Consider the following 17,472-nt stretch of genomic DNA (forward strand, 5'->3'; position numbering starts at 1 on the left):
ACGGTAGGATCGGCGGTCGCAGCGATGAGTGCGGGATGCCTGACACGCAGTGTCTGTCGAGCGGATTTGAGATGTGATGAAGGGTGGAAAGCGTTGCCGTTTCCACCCTGCGAGGCTCAGTCGAGATCAGACGCCTGGTGGCGCTCGGGCGCCTGTTCCGATTCCTCACCCCAGCTGCGGTTGACCTTGCGGCCGCGAATCACCGCGGGGCGGGCGGCGATCTCGGCGGCCCAGCGTTGCACGTGCCGGTAATCCTGCACGGAGAGGAATGCCGCTGCCTCGTACAGCTCGCCGAGGGCGAGGGCGCCGTACCAAGGCCAGATGGCCATGTCGGCGATGCTGTAGTCGTCACCGGCGATGAAACGGCGCTCGGCCAACTGGCGATCGAGTACGTCGAGCTGGCGCTTGGCTTCCATGGCATAGCGGTTGATCGGGTATTCGTACTTCTCCGGCGCATAGGCGTAGAAATGCCCGAAGCCGCCGCCAAGGAAGGGCGCCGAGCCCATCTGCCAGAACAGCCAGTTCAGAGTTTCGGTGCGCGCGCGGGTTTCGCTGGGCAGGAAGGCGCCGAATTTTTCCGCGAGGTACACCAGGATCGAGCCGGACTCGAATACCCGTAGCGGCTCGCCGTCGACGCTGTGGTCGGCCAATGCCGGAATCTTGGAGTTGGGGTTGATCTCGACGAAGCCGCTGCCGAACTGGTCGCCGTCACCGATGCTGATCAGCCAGGCGTCGTACTCGGCGCCGGCATGGCCGAGGGCGAGCAGCTCCTCGAGCATGATGCTGACCTTCACGCCGTTGGGGGTGGCCAGCGAATAGAGCTGCAGCGGATGCCTGCCCACCGGCAGTGCCTTTTCCTCGCGCGCGCCGGCGGTGGGGGCGTTGATGCTGGCGAACTTGCCGCCCGAGGGTGCGTCATGTGTCCAGACCTTCGGTGGAACGTAGGGGGTGGTGTCGCTCATGGCATTTCCTCGATGGGTTGGAGCGGCGGGGCGCTGGCGATCTGCCGCGCGCGATGCCGATGCGGGTCCCGTTTGGATCAGGCGTCGATCCACAAGCCTGCCATTTTCCATGGCGTGAAGTCGATGCCGGTGGCCGTTTCGTCAGGCTGGAAGGGGGGAGAGCACGAGGAAGGCGGATCGGTAAAGCCAGGAAAGGTGCGATCCGTGCACCATTGCCGGACTGCGCTAGCTGGCCAGTGCGGTGGGCGTTTTCTTTTCCGGGGTCGGTTCGGCGTAGCCGCGAGGGTTGTTGCTCTGCCAGCGCCAGGCGTCGGCGAGCATGCTGATCAGGTCGCGTTCGGCGCGCCAGCCGAGCTCCTGCCAGGCCTTGCCCGGATCGGACCAGCACTGAGCGATATCGCCCGCGCGGCGTGGCTTGATCACGTGCGGCAGGGGCCGGCCGGTGACCTCCTCGAAGGCGGTGATCATTTCGCGCACCGAGTGACCCTTGCCGGTGCCGAGGTTCCACACCGAGACGCCACGTACCGCCTCGAGCCGCTCCAGGGCTTTCAGATGGCCTTTCACCAGATCCACCACGTGGATGTAGTCACGAATGCCGGTGCCATCGGGCGTCGGGTAGTCGGCGCCGTAGACGCTCAGCTGCCTGCGCCGCCCGACCGCGACCTGAAGCATGTACGGCAGCAGGTTGTTGGGTACGCCATTGGGGTCTTCGCCGATCAGCCCCGATTCGTGGGCGCCGATCGGGTTGAAGTAGCGCAGCAGGCCGATGGACCAGCGCGGGTCGGACTCGGCCAGGCCCTTGAGCACGCTCTCGGCCATCAGCTTGGACTGGCCGTAGGGATTGGTCGGCACGCCGGTGGGACGGTCCTCGGTGATGGGCATCATCGGCGACTCGCCGTAGACCGTGGCCGAGGAGCTGAACACCAGCCGGAACACGCCCGCCTCGGCCATCGCCTGGCACAGCGCGATGCTGCCGCTGACATTGGTTTCGTAGTAGCGCAGCGGTTCGCGCACGCTTTCGCCCACGGCCTTGAGCCCGGCGAAGTGCATCACCGCGCGGATGGGATAGGAAGCGAACAGCGCGGCCAGCAGCGAGCGGTTGCGCACGTCGCCCTTGACGAACTGCAGCGGTCGTCCCGCCAGCTGTTCGACGCGATCGAGCGCGATCCTGGAACTGTTGCAAAGATTGTCCAGAACGAGCACTTCCTCGCCTGCCAGAAGTAGCTCCAGTACTGCGTGGGAGCCGATGTATCCCGCTCCGCCGGTCACCAGAATCATTAATTCGTACCTCCGCAATGCTGTTTTATGGACGCGCGAGGAACAGGTCGCAGCTGGCCGCAGATGCGGCGCCGCAAAGCGTCTCCGAAGTGAGGTCGGCCTGCCGGATCGCGCGAAAAACAGGCTGCGCGCAGCGCTCAGGGGACCGAGTAGAAAACAGGCGTCCTGAAGTAGGGACGGGCAAGGTGCGGCCAAGTTCAACCCAGCCGATGACGGGTGTTCCGCACGCCGGACACGGGGGAACCGCGGGTTGCATCGCGCCGTCCATAGCCGGCGAACGGTGTGCTCGAAAACGAACTAATGGCCGCGCCGTACGCCTTATATGTTGCGCAGGGCAGCGCCGAATTCACGCGCGATGCAGCGGATGGGACGCTGGCCGCACCGCCACCCGTACCGAGGTTCTCATGAGCTGGGCAGGCCCCTTCCAGTACGAGATTGGCAAATCCCCCGACAAGTCGGCCGAGCCGGCCGAAGTGGTCTTCGACGAGCAGATCCCGACACTGCTGTGTCTGTCCCACCTGCGCTGGAGCTTCGTCTATCAGCGCCCGCAGCACCTGATGTCGCGCTTCGCCCGGGACTTCAACGTGCTGTTCTGCGAAGAGCCGATCCCCACCGAAGACGCCCAGCCCTGGCTGGAGGTGCGCCCCGAGGAGAACGGTGTGCAGGTGCTGATCCCGCACCTGCCGGCCGGCTGCGAAGGCGAGGCGGCCGAGCGGGTGCAGCGCAACCTGCTCGACGGTTACCTGGCCAAGCTCGGGGTCAACGAGCTGCTGCTCTGGTACTACACGCCGATGAGCCTGGCCTTTTCGGATCACCTCAAGCCGAAGCTGACCGTCTACGACTGCATGGACGAGCTGTCCGCCTTCCACGGCGCGCCCCCCAAGCTGATCGAGCGCGAGCTGGAGCTGATGCGCCGCGCCAACCTGGTGTTCACCGGCGGCCACAGCCTCTACGAGGCCAAGCGCAAGCATCACGACAACGCCCATCCGTTCCCCAGCAGCGTCGATGTCGAGCATTTCGCCGCCGCGCGGCGACCCCAGGCCGATCCACCGGATCAGGCCGAGATTCCCCGGCCACGCCTGGGCTTCTACGGGGTGATCGACGAACGGCTGGACCTGGCGCTGATCGCCAAGGTCGCCGCGCAACGGCCGGACTGGCAGATCGTGCTGATCGGGCCGGTGGTGAAGATCGACCCGGCCCTGTTGCCGCAACGCGACAACATTCATTACCTGGGCGCCAGGACCTATGACGAACTGCCGAGTTACCTGGCGGGCTGGGACGTGGCCATCATGCCCTTCGCGCTGAACGAGTCGACCCGCTTCATCAGCCCGACCAAGACGCCCGAATACCTGGCCGGCGGCCGCCCGGTGGTGTCCACGCCGATCACCGACGTGGTGCGCACCTACGGCGATACGGGGATCGTGCGTATCGCCGACAGCCCCGAGGCCTTCGTCGCCGCCACCGAAGCCGCCCTGGCCGACGCCGAGGACCGTGACGGCCTGCTGGCCAAGGCCGACGAGATCCTCGGCGACATGTCCTGGGATCACACCTGGAGCCTGATGAAGGAGAAGATGCAATGCGCGACATGAGCCTGCGAGACAGCACCACGGATTTCGCAGGCGGTGGCGCCGGCGATCGTCCCGCCAGCACCAGGCGTGGCTTCGACTACCTGATCGTCGGCGCCGGGTTCGCCGGCAGCGTGCTGGCCGAGCGCCTGGCCGCCGGGCTGAACAAGCGCGTGCTGGTCGTCGACCGGCGGCCGCACATCGGCGGCAACGCCTACGATTATCACGACGAATCGGGCGTGCTGATCCATCGCTACGGGCCGCACATCTTCCACACCAATGCTCAGCGCATCGTCGACTACCTGTCGCGCTTCACCGAGTGGCGGCCCTACGAGCACCGTGTGCTGGCCCAGGTGGACGGCCAGCAAGTGCCGATCCCGATCAACCGCACCACGCTGAACAGGCTCTACGGGCTGAATCTGCAGACCGACGAGGAGGCCGCCGAGTATCTGGCCAGCCGTGCCGAGCCGGTGGCGCACATCCGGACCAGCGAAGACGTGGTGGTCAACGGCATCGGCCGCGAGCTGTACCAGAAGTTCTTCCGCGGCTACACCCGCAAGCAGTGGGGGCTGGACCCGTCGCAGCTGGACAAGTCGGTCACCTCGCGCATCCCCACGCGCACCAACACCGACGACCGCTATTTCACCGACGCCTTCCAGCAGATGCCCAAGCACGGCTACACGAAGATGTTCGAAAAGATGCTCGCGCACCCCAACATCAAGGTGATGCTCAACACCGACTACCGCGAGATCCGCGACGAGGTGCAGCACGACCAGCTGATCTTCTGCGGCCCCATCGACGAGTATTTCGACTACCGCTTCGGCAAGCTGCCCTACCGTTCACTGAAGTTCGAGCACAAGCAGCTCGACCAGGAACAGTTCCAGGCGGTCGGCACGGTCAACTATCCGAGCGAGGACGTGCCCTACACCCGCATCAGCGAGTACAAGCACCTGACCGGACAGGTCCATCCGAAGACCAGCATCACCTACGAATATCCCTCGGCCGAGGGCGACCCCTACTACCCCATTCCGCGGCCGGAGAACGCCGAGCTGTACAAGCGCTACCAGCAATTGGCGGACGAGACGCCGGGCGTGACCTTCGTCGGCCGGCTCGGCACCTACAAGTACTACAACATGGACCAGGTCGTGGGCCAGGCGCTGGCGCTGTACAAGCGTATCGAGGAAGCCGAGCACGGGGCCGAGGCTGGCGAAAGCGCCCAGCACAGCCAGTCGCTGGCCGAACAGGCACCCTGAGACGAGGCCGAAGATGTACCAGCCCACGCTATTCAAGAGTTTCTTCATGGGTGGTTTCGAATGCTCGAACCATCGCCGCAGCGATGGCCGGCGTCTCGATCTGCTCGCAGCCACCGGCCATGATCGCTGGGCGGCGCATGATTACTCGGTGTTGCACCGGCACGGCCTGCACAGCGTGCGCGACGGCCTGCGCTGGCACCTGATCGAACGGGCGCCGGGCCAGTACGATTGGTCGAGCTTCCTGCCGATGCTGCAAGCCGCCCATCGTCAGGGCACCCAGGTGATCTGGGACCTTTGCCACTATGGCTGGCCGGACGATATAGACATCTGGCGTCCGCAGTTCGTCGAACGCTTCGCCCGCTACGCGGCGGCGGTGGCGCAGCTGGTCAAGGATGAAACCAATGCGGTGCCCTTCTATGCGCCGCTCAACGAGATCTCGTTCTGGGCCTGGGCCGGCGGTGACGAGGCCTATTTCAATCCGATGGCGCGAGGTCGTGGCTTCGAACTCAAGCATCAGCTGGTGCGCGCCACCATCGCAGCCATGCAGGCGATTCGGGACGTGGAGCCAAGGGCGCGCTTCGTCCAGGTCGATCCGGCCATCCACGTCGTCGCATCCAATGACCGCCCCGGCCCGCAGCGTGAGGCCGAGCGATTTCGCCAATCGCAGTTCGAGGCCTGGGACATGCTCTGCGGCGAGCGCTGGTCGGGGCTGGGCGGCGCGCCGGAGTACCTCGACGTACTGGGCGTCAATTACTATTCCGACAACCAGTGGTATCACGGCGACGGTCGCACCATCGAGCGCGACAACCCGGACTACCGGCCCTTCAAGGGCATCCTCAGTGAAATCTGGCAGCGCTATAAACGGCCCTTGCTGATCGCCGAAACCGGCGCCGAGGGCGACCTGCGCGGCGACTGGCTGCGCTATGTCAGCGAGCAGGCAGGCCTGGCCATGCAGCGCGGGGTGCCGGTGGAAGGTATCTGTCTGTATCCGGTGCTGGACTACCCGGGCTGGACCGACGAGCGCCACTGCCCGGTGGGGCTGCTGGGCTTCCCGGATGAAAACGGCAATCGCTGCGTGCATGTAGGGCTGGCCGATGAGCTGCGTCTGCAGCAGATGAGGTTCAGCCAACTCAGCGCCGCGCGGCCTTTCGCCGAAGCGCTGTCATGAACGTTCCGGCCCAGCCGCCCAAAGCGAAGCCTCAGGAGGCGCCGCTTCCAAGCCGGCCGGTCGCGTTCCTTTGGCATTACATCCATCTGCGACCGTGGCATTTCGGCGGTTTGCTGTTCCTGATCGTCGGTGCCGCCAGCTGCGCGGTGGCGGTGCAGTACGGGATGAAGCTCCTGGTCGACTCCATGGCGCAGGGCACCGCGGATCGTGGTGCCACCAACGTCTGGTTCCCGTTGGGGCTGTTCATCAGCCTGATCGTCATCGAGAACGTGTTCTGGCGCCTCGGCGGCTGGCTCGGCTGCCGCACGGTGGTGGCCAGCGTGGTGGACATCCGGGTCGACCTGTTCAAGCACCTGACCGGTCATCCGATGCGTTATTTCACCGAGCATTTCGCCGGGTCGCTGGGTAATCGCATTTCGGCGGTGGGCCAGGCGGCGGGCGCGATCTATGGCGGGCTGGCCTGGAAAATCGTCCCGCCGATCGTCGATTTCATCGGCGCGGTGGTGGTGCTGCTGACGGTCGACGTGCGCATGGCGGTGGCGCTGATCCTGTTCGTCGCCATCGTTGCCGCGCTGATCACCGGGTTCGGCATTCGTGGTCGCTCCAAGCACCAGCGGTTCGCCGCGCAATCGGCACGGGTCGGCGGTGAGCTGGTCGATGCGGTGTCCAATGTCTGGACCATCAAGGCGTTTTCCGCACGCGATCGCGAGGCCGAACGCCTGGCCCACGAGATCGGCTACGAGGCGCGCGCCCAGCGGCGCAGCTGGATGTATCTGGAAAAGGCGCGGGTCATGCACGACATCTGCCTGTCGGTGATGGCCGGCGGCATGCTGATCTGGGCCATCAATCTGTGGATCGGTGGGCAGGTCACCGCAGGTGACGTGGTGCTGGTCAGCGCGCTGACCTTCCGCATCCTGCATGGCTCGCGCGATCTGGCGCTGGCGCTGGTGGACACCACGCAGCAGATCGGCGCCATCGACGACACGCTGCGCATCATCGTCCAGCCGCACGGCCTGGAAGACAGCGATGCTCAGCTGCTGCTGGCCGAGGGCGATATCACGTTCGAGAACGTCAGCTTCGGCTACCCCGATCGCGGTACCGTGTTTTCGCATCTGGACCTGCATATCCCCGCCGGACAGAAGGTCGGTGTGGTGGGCTCTTCCGGGGCAGGCAAATCGACGCTGATCAACCTCATCCAGCGCCTCGATGACGTAAGTGACGGGCGTGTCCTCATCGACGGTCAGGACATTCGCAGCGTCAGCCAGGACAGCCTGCGCGAGAAGATTGCCGTGGTGCCGCAGGAAACCGCACTGTTCAACCGCAGTATCCGCGAGAACATCCGCTACGGCCGCCCCGGAGCGACCGACGAGGAAGTCATACAGGCTGCGCGTAATGCGTTCTGCGACGGCTTCATCCGCGGTCTGCCGGAGGGCTACGACACTCTTGTCGGCGAGCGTGGCGTGATGCTTTCCGGCGGCCAGCGCCAGCGCCTCGGCATCGCCCGGGCGTTTCTCAAGGATGCACCGATTCTGATCCTCGATGAGGCCACGTCGGCCCTCGATACCCAGTCCGAAGCCGAGATTCAGGTGGCGCTCAACGATCTGGTGCACAACCGGACGGTAGTGGCGGTGGCGCATCGCCTGTCGACCCTGTCGAGCTTCGACCGGATCGTCGTGCTGCGCGACGGCAGGATCGTCGAGGATGGCCCGCCCCACGAGCTCCGCCGGCACGGCGGCGAGTTCGATGCCCTCTGGCGTATGCAGGCCGAAGGCTTCGACATCCGGTCCGAGCGCCCGTGAAGCGCGCATCGGTGGCGTCCAGCAGCCTGCGTTCGCTGGGCTACGACCCCGAGCGGCAGGTGCTGGAAGTGGAGTTCAGTGGCGGCGCGGTTTATCGCTATGAACAGGTACCGCCCGAAGCCGTTCAGGCATTGCTGGAGGCGGACTCGCTGGGCCGGCATTTCAACCAGGTATTCAAGCCGCAGCACTACGCCTACCGGCGCGTCCAGTAAGTGCGCCAACCGATCATTCCCATGCCCCCGCGTGGATGGCTTCGGCCATCCACCCTACAACCTCATGCTCCCCGTGAGCGGCAAGCGACGGAAGCGCCTGCGACGACTCCAAAAGCTGCCTGCATCGTAGGGTGGAAAACTGCGCAGCATTTTCCACGCGTAGCGACGCCGCCCGACAAGGCGCAACGGTAGATAAGCTCAGCGTTATCCACCCTGCGCCTGAACTTCGCCTTGTGCCGCTGGCCTCAATTCAGGCAGGACGCATTCATCCGAGCGGAGTCTCGCGGACCAGAAGGAGGCATTCATGTCGGATCATCACACCTACAAGAAAATCGAGATCGTCGGCTCGTCGCGCAACAGCGTCGACGAGGCCATTCGCAACGCCATCGCCGAGGCGAGCAAGACGCTGGAGAACGTCGAGTGGTTCGAGGTGGGCGAGATTCGCGGCCATGTCCAGGATGGCCAGGTGGCGCATTTTCAGGTCACGGTGAAGATCGGCTTCCGCCTGAAGAACAGCTGACCCCCTCCCACGCCCGCACCCGTAGGGCCGAATTCATTCGGCTAACGGGCCCGCCAAAGGCCGAACGAGTTCGGCCCTACGGAACCGCAGCTGCTTTTGCTCCGCATGCTTTCGTATGGCAGCAAGGCAGCAAAGCTCGCGGACAAGCCCCCTCCGCACCCGTAGGGCCGAATTCATTTGGCCAACAGGCCCGCCAGCGTGCACCAGGGCGAGCGTTTACCTCAATCCGGCCAGAATCTCGAACGCGCGGTGGCGGTCGGCGGTTTCGTAGAGGTCGCAGGTGAAGATCAGCTCGTCGGCCTCGGTCTGCTCCAGCAACACCTCCAGCCGCGCGCGAACCTTCTCCGGCCCGCCGATCAACGCCAACCCGAGGAAATCGCCCACCGCCTGCTGCTCGTGCGGCAGCCACAGGCCCTGCATGCTCTGCACCGGCGGGCGCAGCACCAGACTCTGACCGCGGATCAGCGAGAGGATGCGCTGATAGACGCTGGTGGCCAGATACTCGGCCTGTTCGTCGCTGTCGGCGGCGATCAGCGGCACGCCGAGCATCACGTAGGGCTTGTCGAGCACTTCGGACGGTTGGAAGTGGTCGCGGTAGAGCTTGATCGCCTGGTGCATGAAGCGTGGCGCGAAATGCGAGGCGAAGGCATAGGGCAGCCCCTTGGCCGCCGCCAATTGCGCGCTGAACAGGCTGGAGCCCAGCAGCCAGATCGGCACCTTGCTGTCGACGCCGGGCATGGCGATCACCCGCTGGTTGCGCTGGCGTGGACCGAGCAGCGTTTCCAGCTCCTCGACATCGGCGGGAAAGTCGTCGGCGCTGCCCATGCGGTCGCGGCGCAAGGCGTGGGCGGTGAACTGGTCGGCACCGGGCGCACGGCCCAGGCCCAGGTCGATCCGGCCGGGGTAGAGCGCGTCCAGGGTACCGAACTGCTCGGCGATCACCAGCGGTGCATGGTTGGGCAGCATCACCCCGCCGGCGCCCAGGCGGATGCACTCGGTGTTGGCGGCCAGGTAACCGATCAGCACCGAGGTCGCCGCGCTGGCGATGCCGTCCATGTTGTGGTGCTCAGCGACCCAGAAACGCTCGAAGCCGAGCCCTTCCACGTGCCGGGCCAGCGCCAGGGCGTTGTGCAGCGCCTGGGCCGGCGTGCCGTCGTCGCGAATGGGCGCCAGGTCGAGGGCGGAAAAGCGGGCCTTGGAAATGCGGGACATCGTCTACCTCGAAAGTCAGTAACAGTGCTCGGCTTCGGCCTCGACAAGCACGTTGCGCTGCTCGTCGCGCAACCAGCCCTGCGGGGTGAAGCCCAGCGAACGGGCTTGGAACAGGTAACGCTTGCCGGCCTCGAAGTTGTCGTACTGCACCACCAGGGTGCAGCGCATGGTCTGGGTCTCGCCGAACAGGCCGAAGCCGCCGCTGCTGACTTCGAATTCGTAGTGCGCTTCGAGTTCATGCGCGCCCGGCGGCACCAGGAAATAGCGGCCATCATAGGTGCGTTTGCCGTCCAGGTGGTCGGACATGAAGATATCGGTGGTCTGGGCACTCATGTCTACCCAGGCCATGCCCGGATCATGCGGCGGCAGCGGGCTGGCGCAGCCGCCAAGGGCAAGAGCGAGCAGGAAGGCGAGCGGCAGGCGCATGGCGATGGCTCCGAAGTTCATGGAATCGTTGCCCGAGCCTGCGCCAACTACCACTTGTTTTCAACGCTGCCAGCCTGGACGCCATCAAACCCGTAGGAGCGCGCTTGCTCGCGATCATGCAGCCCTGCAGGCTTCATCGCTCCGCAAGATTGCCGCAACCCTGTTCCGAGGCCCGAGCCAGCAGCAAATGCTGCTGGTCGTAGAGTTTGGCCCAGGGGCGGAAGCCATGGCCACCGGCCACCAGGCGATAGCGTGCGCCGGCGGTGAAACGGTCGTACTCCAGGGTCAGCTTGCAGTCACGCGGCAGCGGACCGCTGTCGGGGCCGATGTCGGCACCGTCGACCTGGAAGCGGTAGCGCATGTCCAGCGTGCGGCTGCCGGGCTGGACCTGGAAATAGCGGTCATCATCCAGGCGGCGACCATCCACCGCCAGCGCCTGCAGGTCGGTTTCCTGATGCGGAGCGAGCTCGATCCAGGCCTGCGTCGGGTCGGGCTTGGGCATCCACAGCGAACAGCCGGCGAGACTCGAAACGAACAGGGCAAGAACGAAACCGCGCATGGAAGAGCTCCGGCTGGAGAATTCGGAAAGGAAGTGGCGCGCCCGGGATTGCAACCCACCGCGCCGCCTCGGTAGGGTGCGCCATGCGCACCAGGCGCCTGTCCCGTCCCGCAAACGGTTTCCCGATGCCGAAGCTCAACGCCGCCTTGATCGACCGCCTGCGCCTGTGCTGGGTTCCCTTGCTGCTTGCCGTCGGTCTGAATGGTTGCAGCACCTACTACGGTCAGTTGGCGCTGGGGCAACTGGAACTGCTGCGCCAGCGCCAACCGGTCGAAGCGATCATCGCCGACCCCTCGCAGGACACCGCCCTGCGCCAGCGCCTTGTCCAGGCGCTGCAGGCACGTGAATTCGCCAGCCAGGCGCTGGGCCTGCCGGACAACGACAGCTATCGGCTCTATGCCGATCTGCAGCGGCCATACGTGGTGTGGAACCTGTTCGCCACCGAGGAATTTTCCGTCGAGCCGCTGCAGCATTGCTTCCCCGTTGCCGGCTGCGTGGCCTATCGCGGCTATTACCGCCAGGGCGCTGCGCGTGGCGAGGCTGCGCGGTTGCGCTTGCAAGGCCTGGATACCCATGTCGCCGGGGTGGAAGCCTATTCGACGCTGGGCTGGTTCGACGACCCGCTGCTCAACACCATGCTGCGCCGCAACGACGAGCAACTGGCCGCGCTGATCTTTCACGAGCTGGCGCACCAGCAGCTGTACCTGCCCGGCGACACGGCGTTCAACGAATCCTATGCCAGCTTCGTCGAGCGCGAAGGGTTGCGCCAGTGGCGGGCCAGCCGGGGTCTGGTCGAGCAGGATGAACAGGGCAGGATTCGTTATCGGCAACTGGTGGAACTGGTGCTGCAGACACGGGAACGCCTGGCCACGCTGTATGCGTCCGAGCTGCCGCCAGCGGAGCTGCGCCGTCTCAAACAGGCAGAATTCATGCACCTGCGGCAGGGCTATCGAGCGCTGCGTGACGGCGCCTGGGAAGGTGATCGGCGCTTCGAGCGCTGGTTCGCCCAGCCGCTGAACAATGCCACCTTGCTGCCGTTCGGTCTGTACGACCGCTGGGTACCGGCATTTTCGGCGATCTTCGAGCAGTGCGCAGGCGACTGGCCATGCTTCCACCAGCGCGTCGCCGAACTGGCCCGGCTTTCGTCCGATGAGCGGGAAGCACGCCTGTCCGAAGCGCAGGCGGAACGCCAGAACCAGCACTAGCAAGGCTTTCAGCGAGGCACGCTGTGCGTCATGGGAAGGCCGGCTATGTCGCCCCGCCTCCGGCGGTCTGCCTCCTGTCCAGTCGCCGGAATTGTTTTGATGCCTCTCTAGTCATTTCTATCGGGTCGCCCATATTTTTCGCGGCGCCCTACCTAGCCTGATACCAGAACAACGGAGGCTCCATGGAGACCATTTCCGGGATTTTCGACAACAAAGGCACGCCGCTGGAAAAGCAGAAATTCACATGGAAGGAAATGGCCGGCAAGCCGATCAGCAAGCTCGATGACGACGCCTTCACCCGCGTGCGCATCATTCTCATGAACGGCGTGGAAACCGACGCGTTGCGCCTGAAACACGGCATCGCCCGTTTCAACAAGGAGCTGCGCCTGCCGCTGGCGGAGATACGTCGTGTCGAGCAGCACCAGGCGACCATGGTCAACTGGCTGATCGGTGCTGATCACTCGCCGCTGGAAACTACGGTGGCCTATGAGCAGGTGGCCATCGAGGTCACTGCCGCGGTTGCGCAGAACGAGCCCGACCCCTACCAGGCGCAGACCTATCGTTTCGGCTTGCTGGAGGACTTCGACCACCTGTATCGCTATTCGGCCATGCTCGACCGGCTGGAAGGCAAGGATGCCAACAACATCCTGCAGGGCTACACCGATATCGTGCCGGGGCGCAAAACCTCCGAACACCACCGCCACCCCGAGAACGACATTCGCGACAACTATGAGAAGAACAGCGCGGCGCTGATCACCAAGATTCACGCAGCGCTGATCACTGGCGCCGAATATCAGACCCACGATTACTACCAGAACATCGGCCCGCTATTCGCCGATCCACTGGCACGTCAGCTGTACGCCGAAATCGCTTCGGTCGAAGAACAGCACGTGACCCAGTACGGCGCGTTGTCCGACCCCAGCGAGAGCCATATCGAGAAGTGGTTGGTGCACGAGGCGATGGAGGTCTACATGTACGCCAGCTGCGCCGAGCAGGAGACCAACCCGCGCATCAAGGCGATCTGGGAGCGCTTCCTCGATTACGAGCTGGGCCATCTGAACGTGGCTTGCGAGTGGTTCAAGAAGATCGAAGGGCGTGACCCGGCGGAAATCCTCGCCGGCCCGCTGCCGAAGATGGTCGAGTTCAAGAGCCAGCGCGAGTTCGTCCGCCAGGTACTGGCCGCCGAGGTTAATCTGCGCACCGCCGGCCCGGCCTATGTCGACAAGGCCAAGGAGCCGCAATCCTCGCTCGACTACCGCAACCACCTGGCCTCGGAAGGGCTCGCGTCCGACATCGTCTCGGCGGGCTACCAATGGGCGCCAGGTGGCGAACTCATGCGCAAGCACTCCTGAGGAGATTCCGATATGGCAACTGCAGCCAAAGTGGGCGCCAACATGACCGGCGTACAGATGTCCCCCAAGGACACCAAGAGCCTGCTCGAAGCGGTCGAGCAGATCCGTCCGGACGTCGCGGGCAACGACAAGGGCGCGATGCTCGAACGCATCAAGCGCACCGAAGAAGCCGATCGCATCGGCTCGGTCCCCGTGCCGGGATCGGCCAAGGGCATGCTCAAGACCACCTTCGACATGGCTCTTGGCAAGAGCCCGGAAATCCTAATCGACAAGCTGGGCGAACGCCTGGCCTTCGAGCGCAGCGGCGTGCGCCTGTACGACGCGATGATCGCCAAGGCCAAGGCGTTGGGCACGGCGGACTCGGACCTGATTCCGGTGCTCCAGCACATTCGCGACGAAGAGTTCGAGCACATGAACATGGTGCGCGAGGCGATCGAGACGCTGGGCGCCGATCCGACAGCGGTGACGCCCTGCGCGGATGTCGCCGGCGTCAAGGCCATGGGTGTGTTGCAAGTGCTCACCGACCCACGTACCAACCTCGCCCAGGGCATGGGCGCGTTGCTGACCATCGAGCTGGAAGACAATGCGGCCTGGGAGCTGCTGATCGAACTGGCCGAGGCTGGCGGCCATCCGAAAATCGCCAAGAGCTTTCACAAGGCCAAGGATCAGGAGGATGACCACCTGGTGAAGATCAAGACCCTGGTCCGGCGCGACCTGATCGTGCAGATCAAATAGATAGCGCGTGCGCTTGATCTTGACGCGCCCTCGGGCGCGTCTTTTTTGCTCGATGTTTCTTGTCAGGCGAAGGCCCGACGCAGCTCTTCGAGCGTGGCGTAGTAATAGGCGGGCGATTCGGCCATCAGCTCGGTATGGCTGCCGAAGCCGTAACCGACGGCGGCGGCCTGCAGGCCGTTTTCGCGGGCGCCGATCAGGTCGTGCTTGCGGTCGCCGATCATCAGCGTCTGCGCGGCTTCCAGCTTTTCCTCGGCGAGCAGGTGGGCGATCAATTCGACCTTGTTGGTGCGGGTGCCGTCCAGCTCGCTGCCGTAGATCACCTTGAAGTGATGATCGAAGGCGAAATGCCGGGCGATCTCGCGAGCGAACACTGAGGGTTTGGAAGTGGCGACATAGAGCGTGCGGCCTTGGCCACGCAGGTGTTCGAGCATCTCCAGCACGCCGTCGAATAGGAGATTCTCGTAGAGACCGGTGACCTTGAAACGCTCACGGTAATGCCCCACCGCCTCCCACGCGCGCGCCTCGTCGAAGCCATAGAACTGCATGAATGCCTGCAGCAGCGGCGGGCCGATGAAAGGCTCCAGCTTGGCGAGATCCGGCTCGTCGATGCCGAGCCTGGCCAGCGCATGCTGAATCGACCGGGTTATGCCTTCGCGCGGATCGGTGAGGGTGCCGTCGAGATCGAAGAGGATGGTGGAATGATGCATGGAAAAGCGCCGACAGCTGGGTGGTCGTCGATTGTCCCGCACCTGTCGGCATTCGGGCAAACCACGCATCATCGCGCTGCGGTTTGCAGACGCTGTGCAAGCGCATGCGCGGCGGCGATGTCCTGTTCGATCATCGCGCCCAGCCAATCCATGAACGCCCGGACCCGACGCGGCAGGTTGCGCCGATGGGCGTAAAGCAGCGATGCGCTCATGGGTGCCGGCACGTGGTCGGGCAGCACAAGCTGCAGTTCGCCGCGATCGAGTGACTCCCGAACACCGGCAAGCGGCACCTGAATCAGGCCGAAGCCATCGAGACAGGCCTGTTTGTAGCTGTCGCTGTTGTTGACCGTGACCCGGCCGCGCATCGGCAGGCACATCGGCTTGCCGTTCTCCTCATATTCGAAGCCGGCCGAGCGTGCACCGAGCACCGGGACATAGTGGACCAGCTGATGGTTGGCGAGGTCCGCCAGCGTCTTCGGAATGCCGTAGGTCTTCAGGTAGTCAGGGCTGGCGCAATTGGCCAGGGGGTAGCGGCCGAGTCGGCGTGCCACCAAGCCCGTATCGCTGACCTCGCCGATACGCAGCACGCAGTCGAAGCCCTCGCGCACCAGATCCACGCGTCGGTCGGTCGCGCTCACTTCGATTTCCAGGTTCGGGTGTCGATCGAGGAACTCGCCCAGGCGCGGCATCACCAGATTGCGCGCCAGGGCGACCGGCAGGTCGATGCGCAGGCGTCCGGCAAGCGTGCTGCCCTCGCGAAACAGCCCTTCGACTTCTTCCACCTGATCAAGCATGTCGCGGCTGCGCTCGTACAGCAGTACACCGTCCTGGGTCGGCTGCACCCGCCGCGTCGTGCGCTGCAGCAGGCGTGCACCGAGCCGTTGTTCGAGCACGCGGATCTGTTCTGAAACCGTCGAACGGGGCATCCCCAGGCTGTCGGCGGCGGCGGTAAAACTGGTCAGCTCATAGACCCGAACAAAGGTGCGCAGTAACTCCAGCAAGTTCATGTGCGAATGCTCGATTGGCCGGTTGTGTCGAACAGTCTATCCAGAAGGTGCCGGTTTATCCGGGCATTCATGAACAAATAGAGTGGTCCCGACACTCATCGAACGGGAGACCCACATGAAAGGCAAAGTCGCATTGATCACCGGTGCCAGCCGCGGGCTGGGCCGTAGCGCTGCGTTGCAACTGGCCGCACAAGGTGTCGACATCATTGGCACCTACCACAGCAAGGCGGGCGAAGCGCAAGCGGTCGCTGATGAGATCGAGCGCCTCGGCGCGCGGGCCCTGATGCTGCAACTGGATGTCGGCGACAGTGCAAGTTTTGCCGGTTTCGCTGACGGCCTGCGCGCGGCTGTGCTCGAGCGCTTCGACCGCCAGAGCCTCGATTTTCTGATCAACAATGCCGGTATCGGTCAGACCGCCAGCTTCGCCGATACCCGCGAGGAGCAGTTCGATCTGCTGATGAATATCCATTTGAAAGGTCCATTCTTTCTGACCCAGGCGCTGTTGCCGCTGATCACTGACGGCGGGCGCATCGTCAATCTGTCCAGCGGACTGACGCGTTTCTCGCTACCCGGTTATGCCGCCTACGCGGCGATGAAAGGTGGCATCGAAGTGCTGACCCGCTATCAGGCGCGTGAGCTCGGTGCGCGCGGTATCCGCGTCAATGTGCTCGCCCCCGGCGCGATCGAGACCGACTTCGGTGGCGGTGCGGTGCGCGATAACGCCGATCTCAATGCCTTTGTCGCTGGCAACACGGCGCTAGGGCGCGCTGGGCAGGCGGATGATATCGGCCTGGCAGTGGCCGCTTTGCTCGGCGAGGGAGGACGCTGGATGACCGGTCAGCGCATCGAGGCGTCGGGAGGCATGTTTCTCTGAGAGTGCTGGCTCGATCCGGACGCGGTGTGCGTTCCGGATCGGCCCCGGTTCAACCCGCGAAGCTTTCGGCCCGGTGCTGATCCTTCAACTTCACGTAATTCCCGGCGGTATAGCTGAAGAAGCTGCGCTCCTTCTCGGTCAGCGGGCGGGCCTGCTTCACCGGGCTGCCGACATAGAGGAAGCCGCTTTCCAGCGTTTTGCCCGGCGGTACCAGGCTGCCGGCGCCGATGATGACGTCGTCTTCGACCACCGCGCCGTCCATGACGATTGAGCCCATGCCCACCAGGATGCGGTTGCCCAGGGTGCAGCCATGCAGGGTGACCTTGTGGCCGACGGTGACTTCGTCGCCGATGGTCAGCGGGAAGCCGTCCGGGTTGAACGGGCCGGCGTGGGTGATGTGCAGCACGCTGCCGTCCTGGATGCTGCTGCGCGCGCCGATGCGGATGCGGTGCATGTCGCCGCGGATCACGGTGAATGGCCAGACCGAGCTGTCTTCGCCGATCTCGATGTCGCCGATCAGCACGGCGCTGGGGTCGACGAATACGCGCTCGCCGAGCTTCGGCGTGTGATTCTGGTAGGTGCGGATGGACATGGCTGACTCCAGTGATGAATGAACGCCAAGCAGAGCAGAACCTCCT

Annotated in this window: 18 protein-coding genes; 10 read left to right on the plus strand and 8 right to left on the minus strand. The window is 64.6% G+C overall.

Annotated features, from left to right (window positions below):
- Nucleotides 1–116: 116 nt before the first annotated feature.
- A complete protein-coding gene (gene yghU, locus EA795_RS11445; protein ID WP_122077379.1) occupies nt 117–962 on the minus strand; it encodes a glutathione-dependent disulfide-bond oxidoreductase in 846 nt (281 codons plus the stop codon).
- Between the two features lie 225 nt (nt 963–1,187).
- Nucleotides 1,188–2,240 (minus strand): UDP-glucose 4-epimerase GalE, encoded by a 1,053-nt coding sequence (gene galE / locus EA795_RS11450; RefSeq protein ID WP_122077381.1) that lies wholly within the window; start codon nt 2,238–2,240, stop codon nt 1,188–1,190.
- A 404-nt stretch (nt 2,241–2,644) separates the two neighbouring features.
- On the opposite strand from galE, the gene EA795_RS11455 reads away from it, so the two are divergent.
- The 6 genes from EA795_RS11455 to EA795_RS11480 all read left to right on the plus strand — a co-directional run bounded on the left by EA795_RS11455 (nt 2,645) and on the right by EA795_RS11480 (nt 8,757).
- A complete protein-coding gene (locus EA795_RS11455; RefSeq protein WP_122077383.1) occupies nt 2,645–3,829 on the plus strand; it encodes a glycosyltransferase family 1 protein in 1,185 nt (394 codons plus the stop codon).
- Nucleotides 3,817–5,058: a UDP-galactopyranose mutase gene (gene glf, locus EA795_RS11460; RefSeq protein WP_014850965.1), complete on the plus strand. Its 1,242-nt coding sequence runs from the start codon at nt 3,817–3,819 to the stop codon at nt 5,056–5,058. The genes EA795_RS11455 and glf overlap by 13 nt, the downstream gene beginning before the upstream one ends.
- A 13-nt stretch (nt 5,059–5,071) precedes the next feature.
- Nucleotides 5,072–6,226, plus strand: coding sequence for a glycoside hydrolase family 1 protein (locus EA795_RS11465; protein WP_122077386.1), 1,155 nt, complete (start codon nt 5,072–5,074; stop codon nt 6,224–6,226).
- Nucleotides 6,223–8,025, plus strand: a complete 1,803-nt coding sequence (locus EA795_RS11470; protein ID WP_122077388.1) for an ABC transporter ATP-binding protein — start codon at nt 6,223–6,225, stop codon at nt 8,023–8,025. The genes EA795_RS11465 and EA795_RS11470 overlap by 4 nt, the downstream gene beginning before the upstream one ends.
- The gene (locus EA795_RS11475) at nt 8,022–8,237 is read left to right on the plus strand and encodes a KTSC domain-containing protein (RefSeq protein WP_014850968.1); all 216 of its coding nucleotides are present in this window, start codon (nt 8,022–8,024) and stop codon (nt 8,235–8,237) included. Before EA795_RS11470 ends, EA795_RS11475 begins: the two co-directional genes overlap by 4 nt.
- A gap of 304 nt (nt 8,238–8,541) precedes the next feature.
- A complete protein-coding gene (locus EA795_RS11480) occupies nt 8,542–8,757 on the plus strand; it encodes a dodecin (protein ID WP_014850969.1) in 216 nt (71 codons plus the stop codon).
- A 216-nt stretch (nt 8,758–8,973) separates the two neighbouring features.
- Here the strand turns inward: EA795_RS11480 and EA795_RS11485 are convergent, their stop codons facing one another.
- The 3 genes from EA795_RS11485 to EA795_RS11495 all read right to left on the minus strand — a co-directional run bounded on the left by EA795_RS11485 (nt 8,974) and on the right by EA795_RS11495 (nt 10,954).
- Entirely contained in the window at nt 8,974–9,969 is a 996-nt protein-coding gene (locus EA795_RS11485) for an LLM class flavin-dependent oxidoreductase (protein ID WP_122077390.1), read from the minus strand.
- Nucleotides 9,970–9,984: 15 nt separating this feature from the next.
- Nucleotides 9,985–10,395: a PA0061/PA0062 family lipoprotein gene (locus tag EA795_RS11490; protein ID WP_043942694.1), complete on the minus strand. Its 411-nt coding sequence runs from the start codon at nt 10,393–10,395 to the stop codon at nt 9,985–9,987.
- A 133-nt stretch (nt 10,396–10,528) separates the two neighbouring features.
- On the minus strand, nt 10,529–10,954 hold the full coding sequence (locus EA795_RS11495; RefSeq protein WP_014850972.1) for a PA0061/PA0062 family lipoprotein: 426 nt from the start codon (nt 10,952–10,954) through the stop codon (nt 10,529–10,531).
- A 125-nt stretch (nt 10,955–11,079) separates the two neighbouring features.
- Between EA795_RS11495 and EA795_RS11500 the strand changes: the two genes are divergently transcribed.
- From EA795_RS11500 to EA795_RS11510, 3 genes are all read left to right on the plus strand, one after another.
- On the plus strand, nt 11,080–12,159 hold the full coding sequence (locus EA795_RS11500) for an aminopeptidase (protein WP_122077392.1): 1,080 nt from the start codon (nt 11,080–11,082) through the stop codon (nt 12,157–12,159).
- A 182-nt stretch (nt 12,160–12,341) separates the two neighbouring features.
- Nucleotides 12,342–13,511, plus strand: a complete 1,170-nt coding sequence (locus tag EA795_RS11505) for a hypothetical protein (RefSeq protein ID WP_122077394.1) — start codon at nt 12,342–12,344, stop codon at nt 13,509–13,511.
- 12 nt (nt 13,512–13,523) lie between these two features.
- Entirely contained in the window at nt 13,524–14,246 is a 723-nt protein-coding gene (locus EA795_RS11510) for a ferritin-like domain-containing protein (protein ID WP_058075221.1), read from the plus strand.
- Nucleotides 14,247–14,308: 62 nt separating this feature from the next.
- Here the strand turns inward: EA795_RS11510 and EA795_RS11515 are convergent, their stop codons facing one another.
- Both EA795_RS11515 and EA795_RS11520 read right to left on the minus strand, forming a co-directional pair.
- The gene (locus EA795_RS11515) at nt 14,309–14,953 is read right to left on the minus strand and encodes an HAD family hydrolase (protein WP_122077396.1); all 645 of its coding nucleotides are present in this window, start codon (nt 14,951–14,953) and stop codon (nt 14,309–14,311) included.
- Nucleotides 14,954–15,021: 68 nt separating this feature from the next.
- A complete protein-coding gene (locus EA795_RS11520; RefSeq protein WP_122077398.1) occupies nt 15,022–15,960 on the minus strand; it encodes a LysR family transcriptional regulator in 939 nt (312 codons plus the stop codon).
- A 115-nt stretch (nt 15,961–16,075) separates the two neighbouring features.
- Here EA795_RS11520 and EA795_RS11525 point away from each other — a divergent pair, with 115 nt between their 5' ends.
- The gene (locus EA795_RS11525) at nt 16,076–16,834 is read left to right on the plus strand and encodes an SDR family NAD(P)-dependent oxidoreductase (RefSeq protein WP_122077400.1); all 759 of its coding nucleotides are present in this window, start codon (nt 16,076–16,078) and stop codon (nt 16,832–16,834) included.
- A 49-nt stretch (nt 16,835–16,883) separates the two neighbouring features.
- On the opposite strand, the gene EA795_RS11530 is transcribed toward EA795_RS11525, so the two are convergent.
- On the minus strand, nt 16,884–17,426 hold the full coding sequence (locus EA795_RS11530) for a gamma carbonic anhydrase family protein (protein WP_122077402.1): 543 nt from the start codon (nt 17,424–17,426) through the stop codon (nt 16,884–16,886).
- Nucleotides 17,427–17,472: the final 46 nt, after the last annotated feature.

It is taken from the genome of Stutzerimonas nitrititolerans, from assembly GCF_003696285.1.
Taxonomy (GTDB): domain Bacteria; phylum Pseudomonadota; class Gammaproteobacteria; order Pseudomonadales; family Pseudomonadaceae; genus Stutzerimonas; species Stutzerimonas nitrititolerans.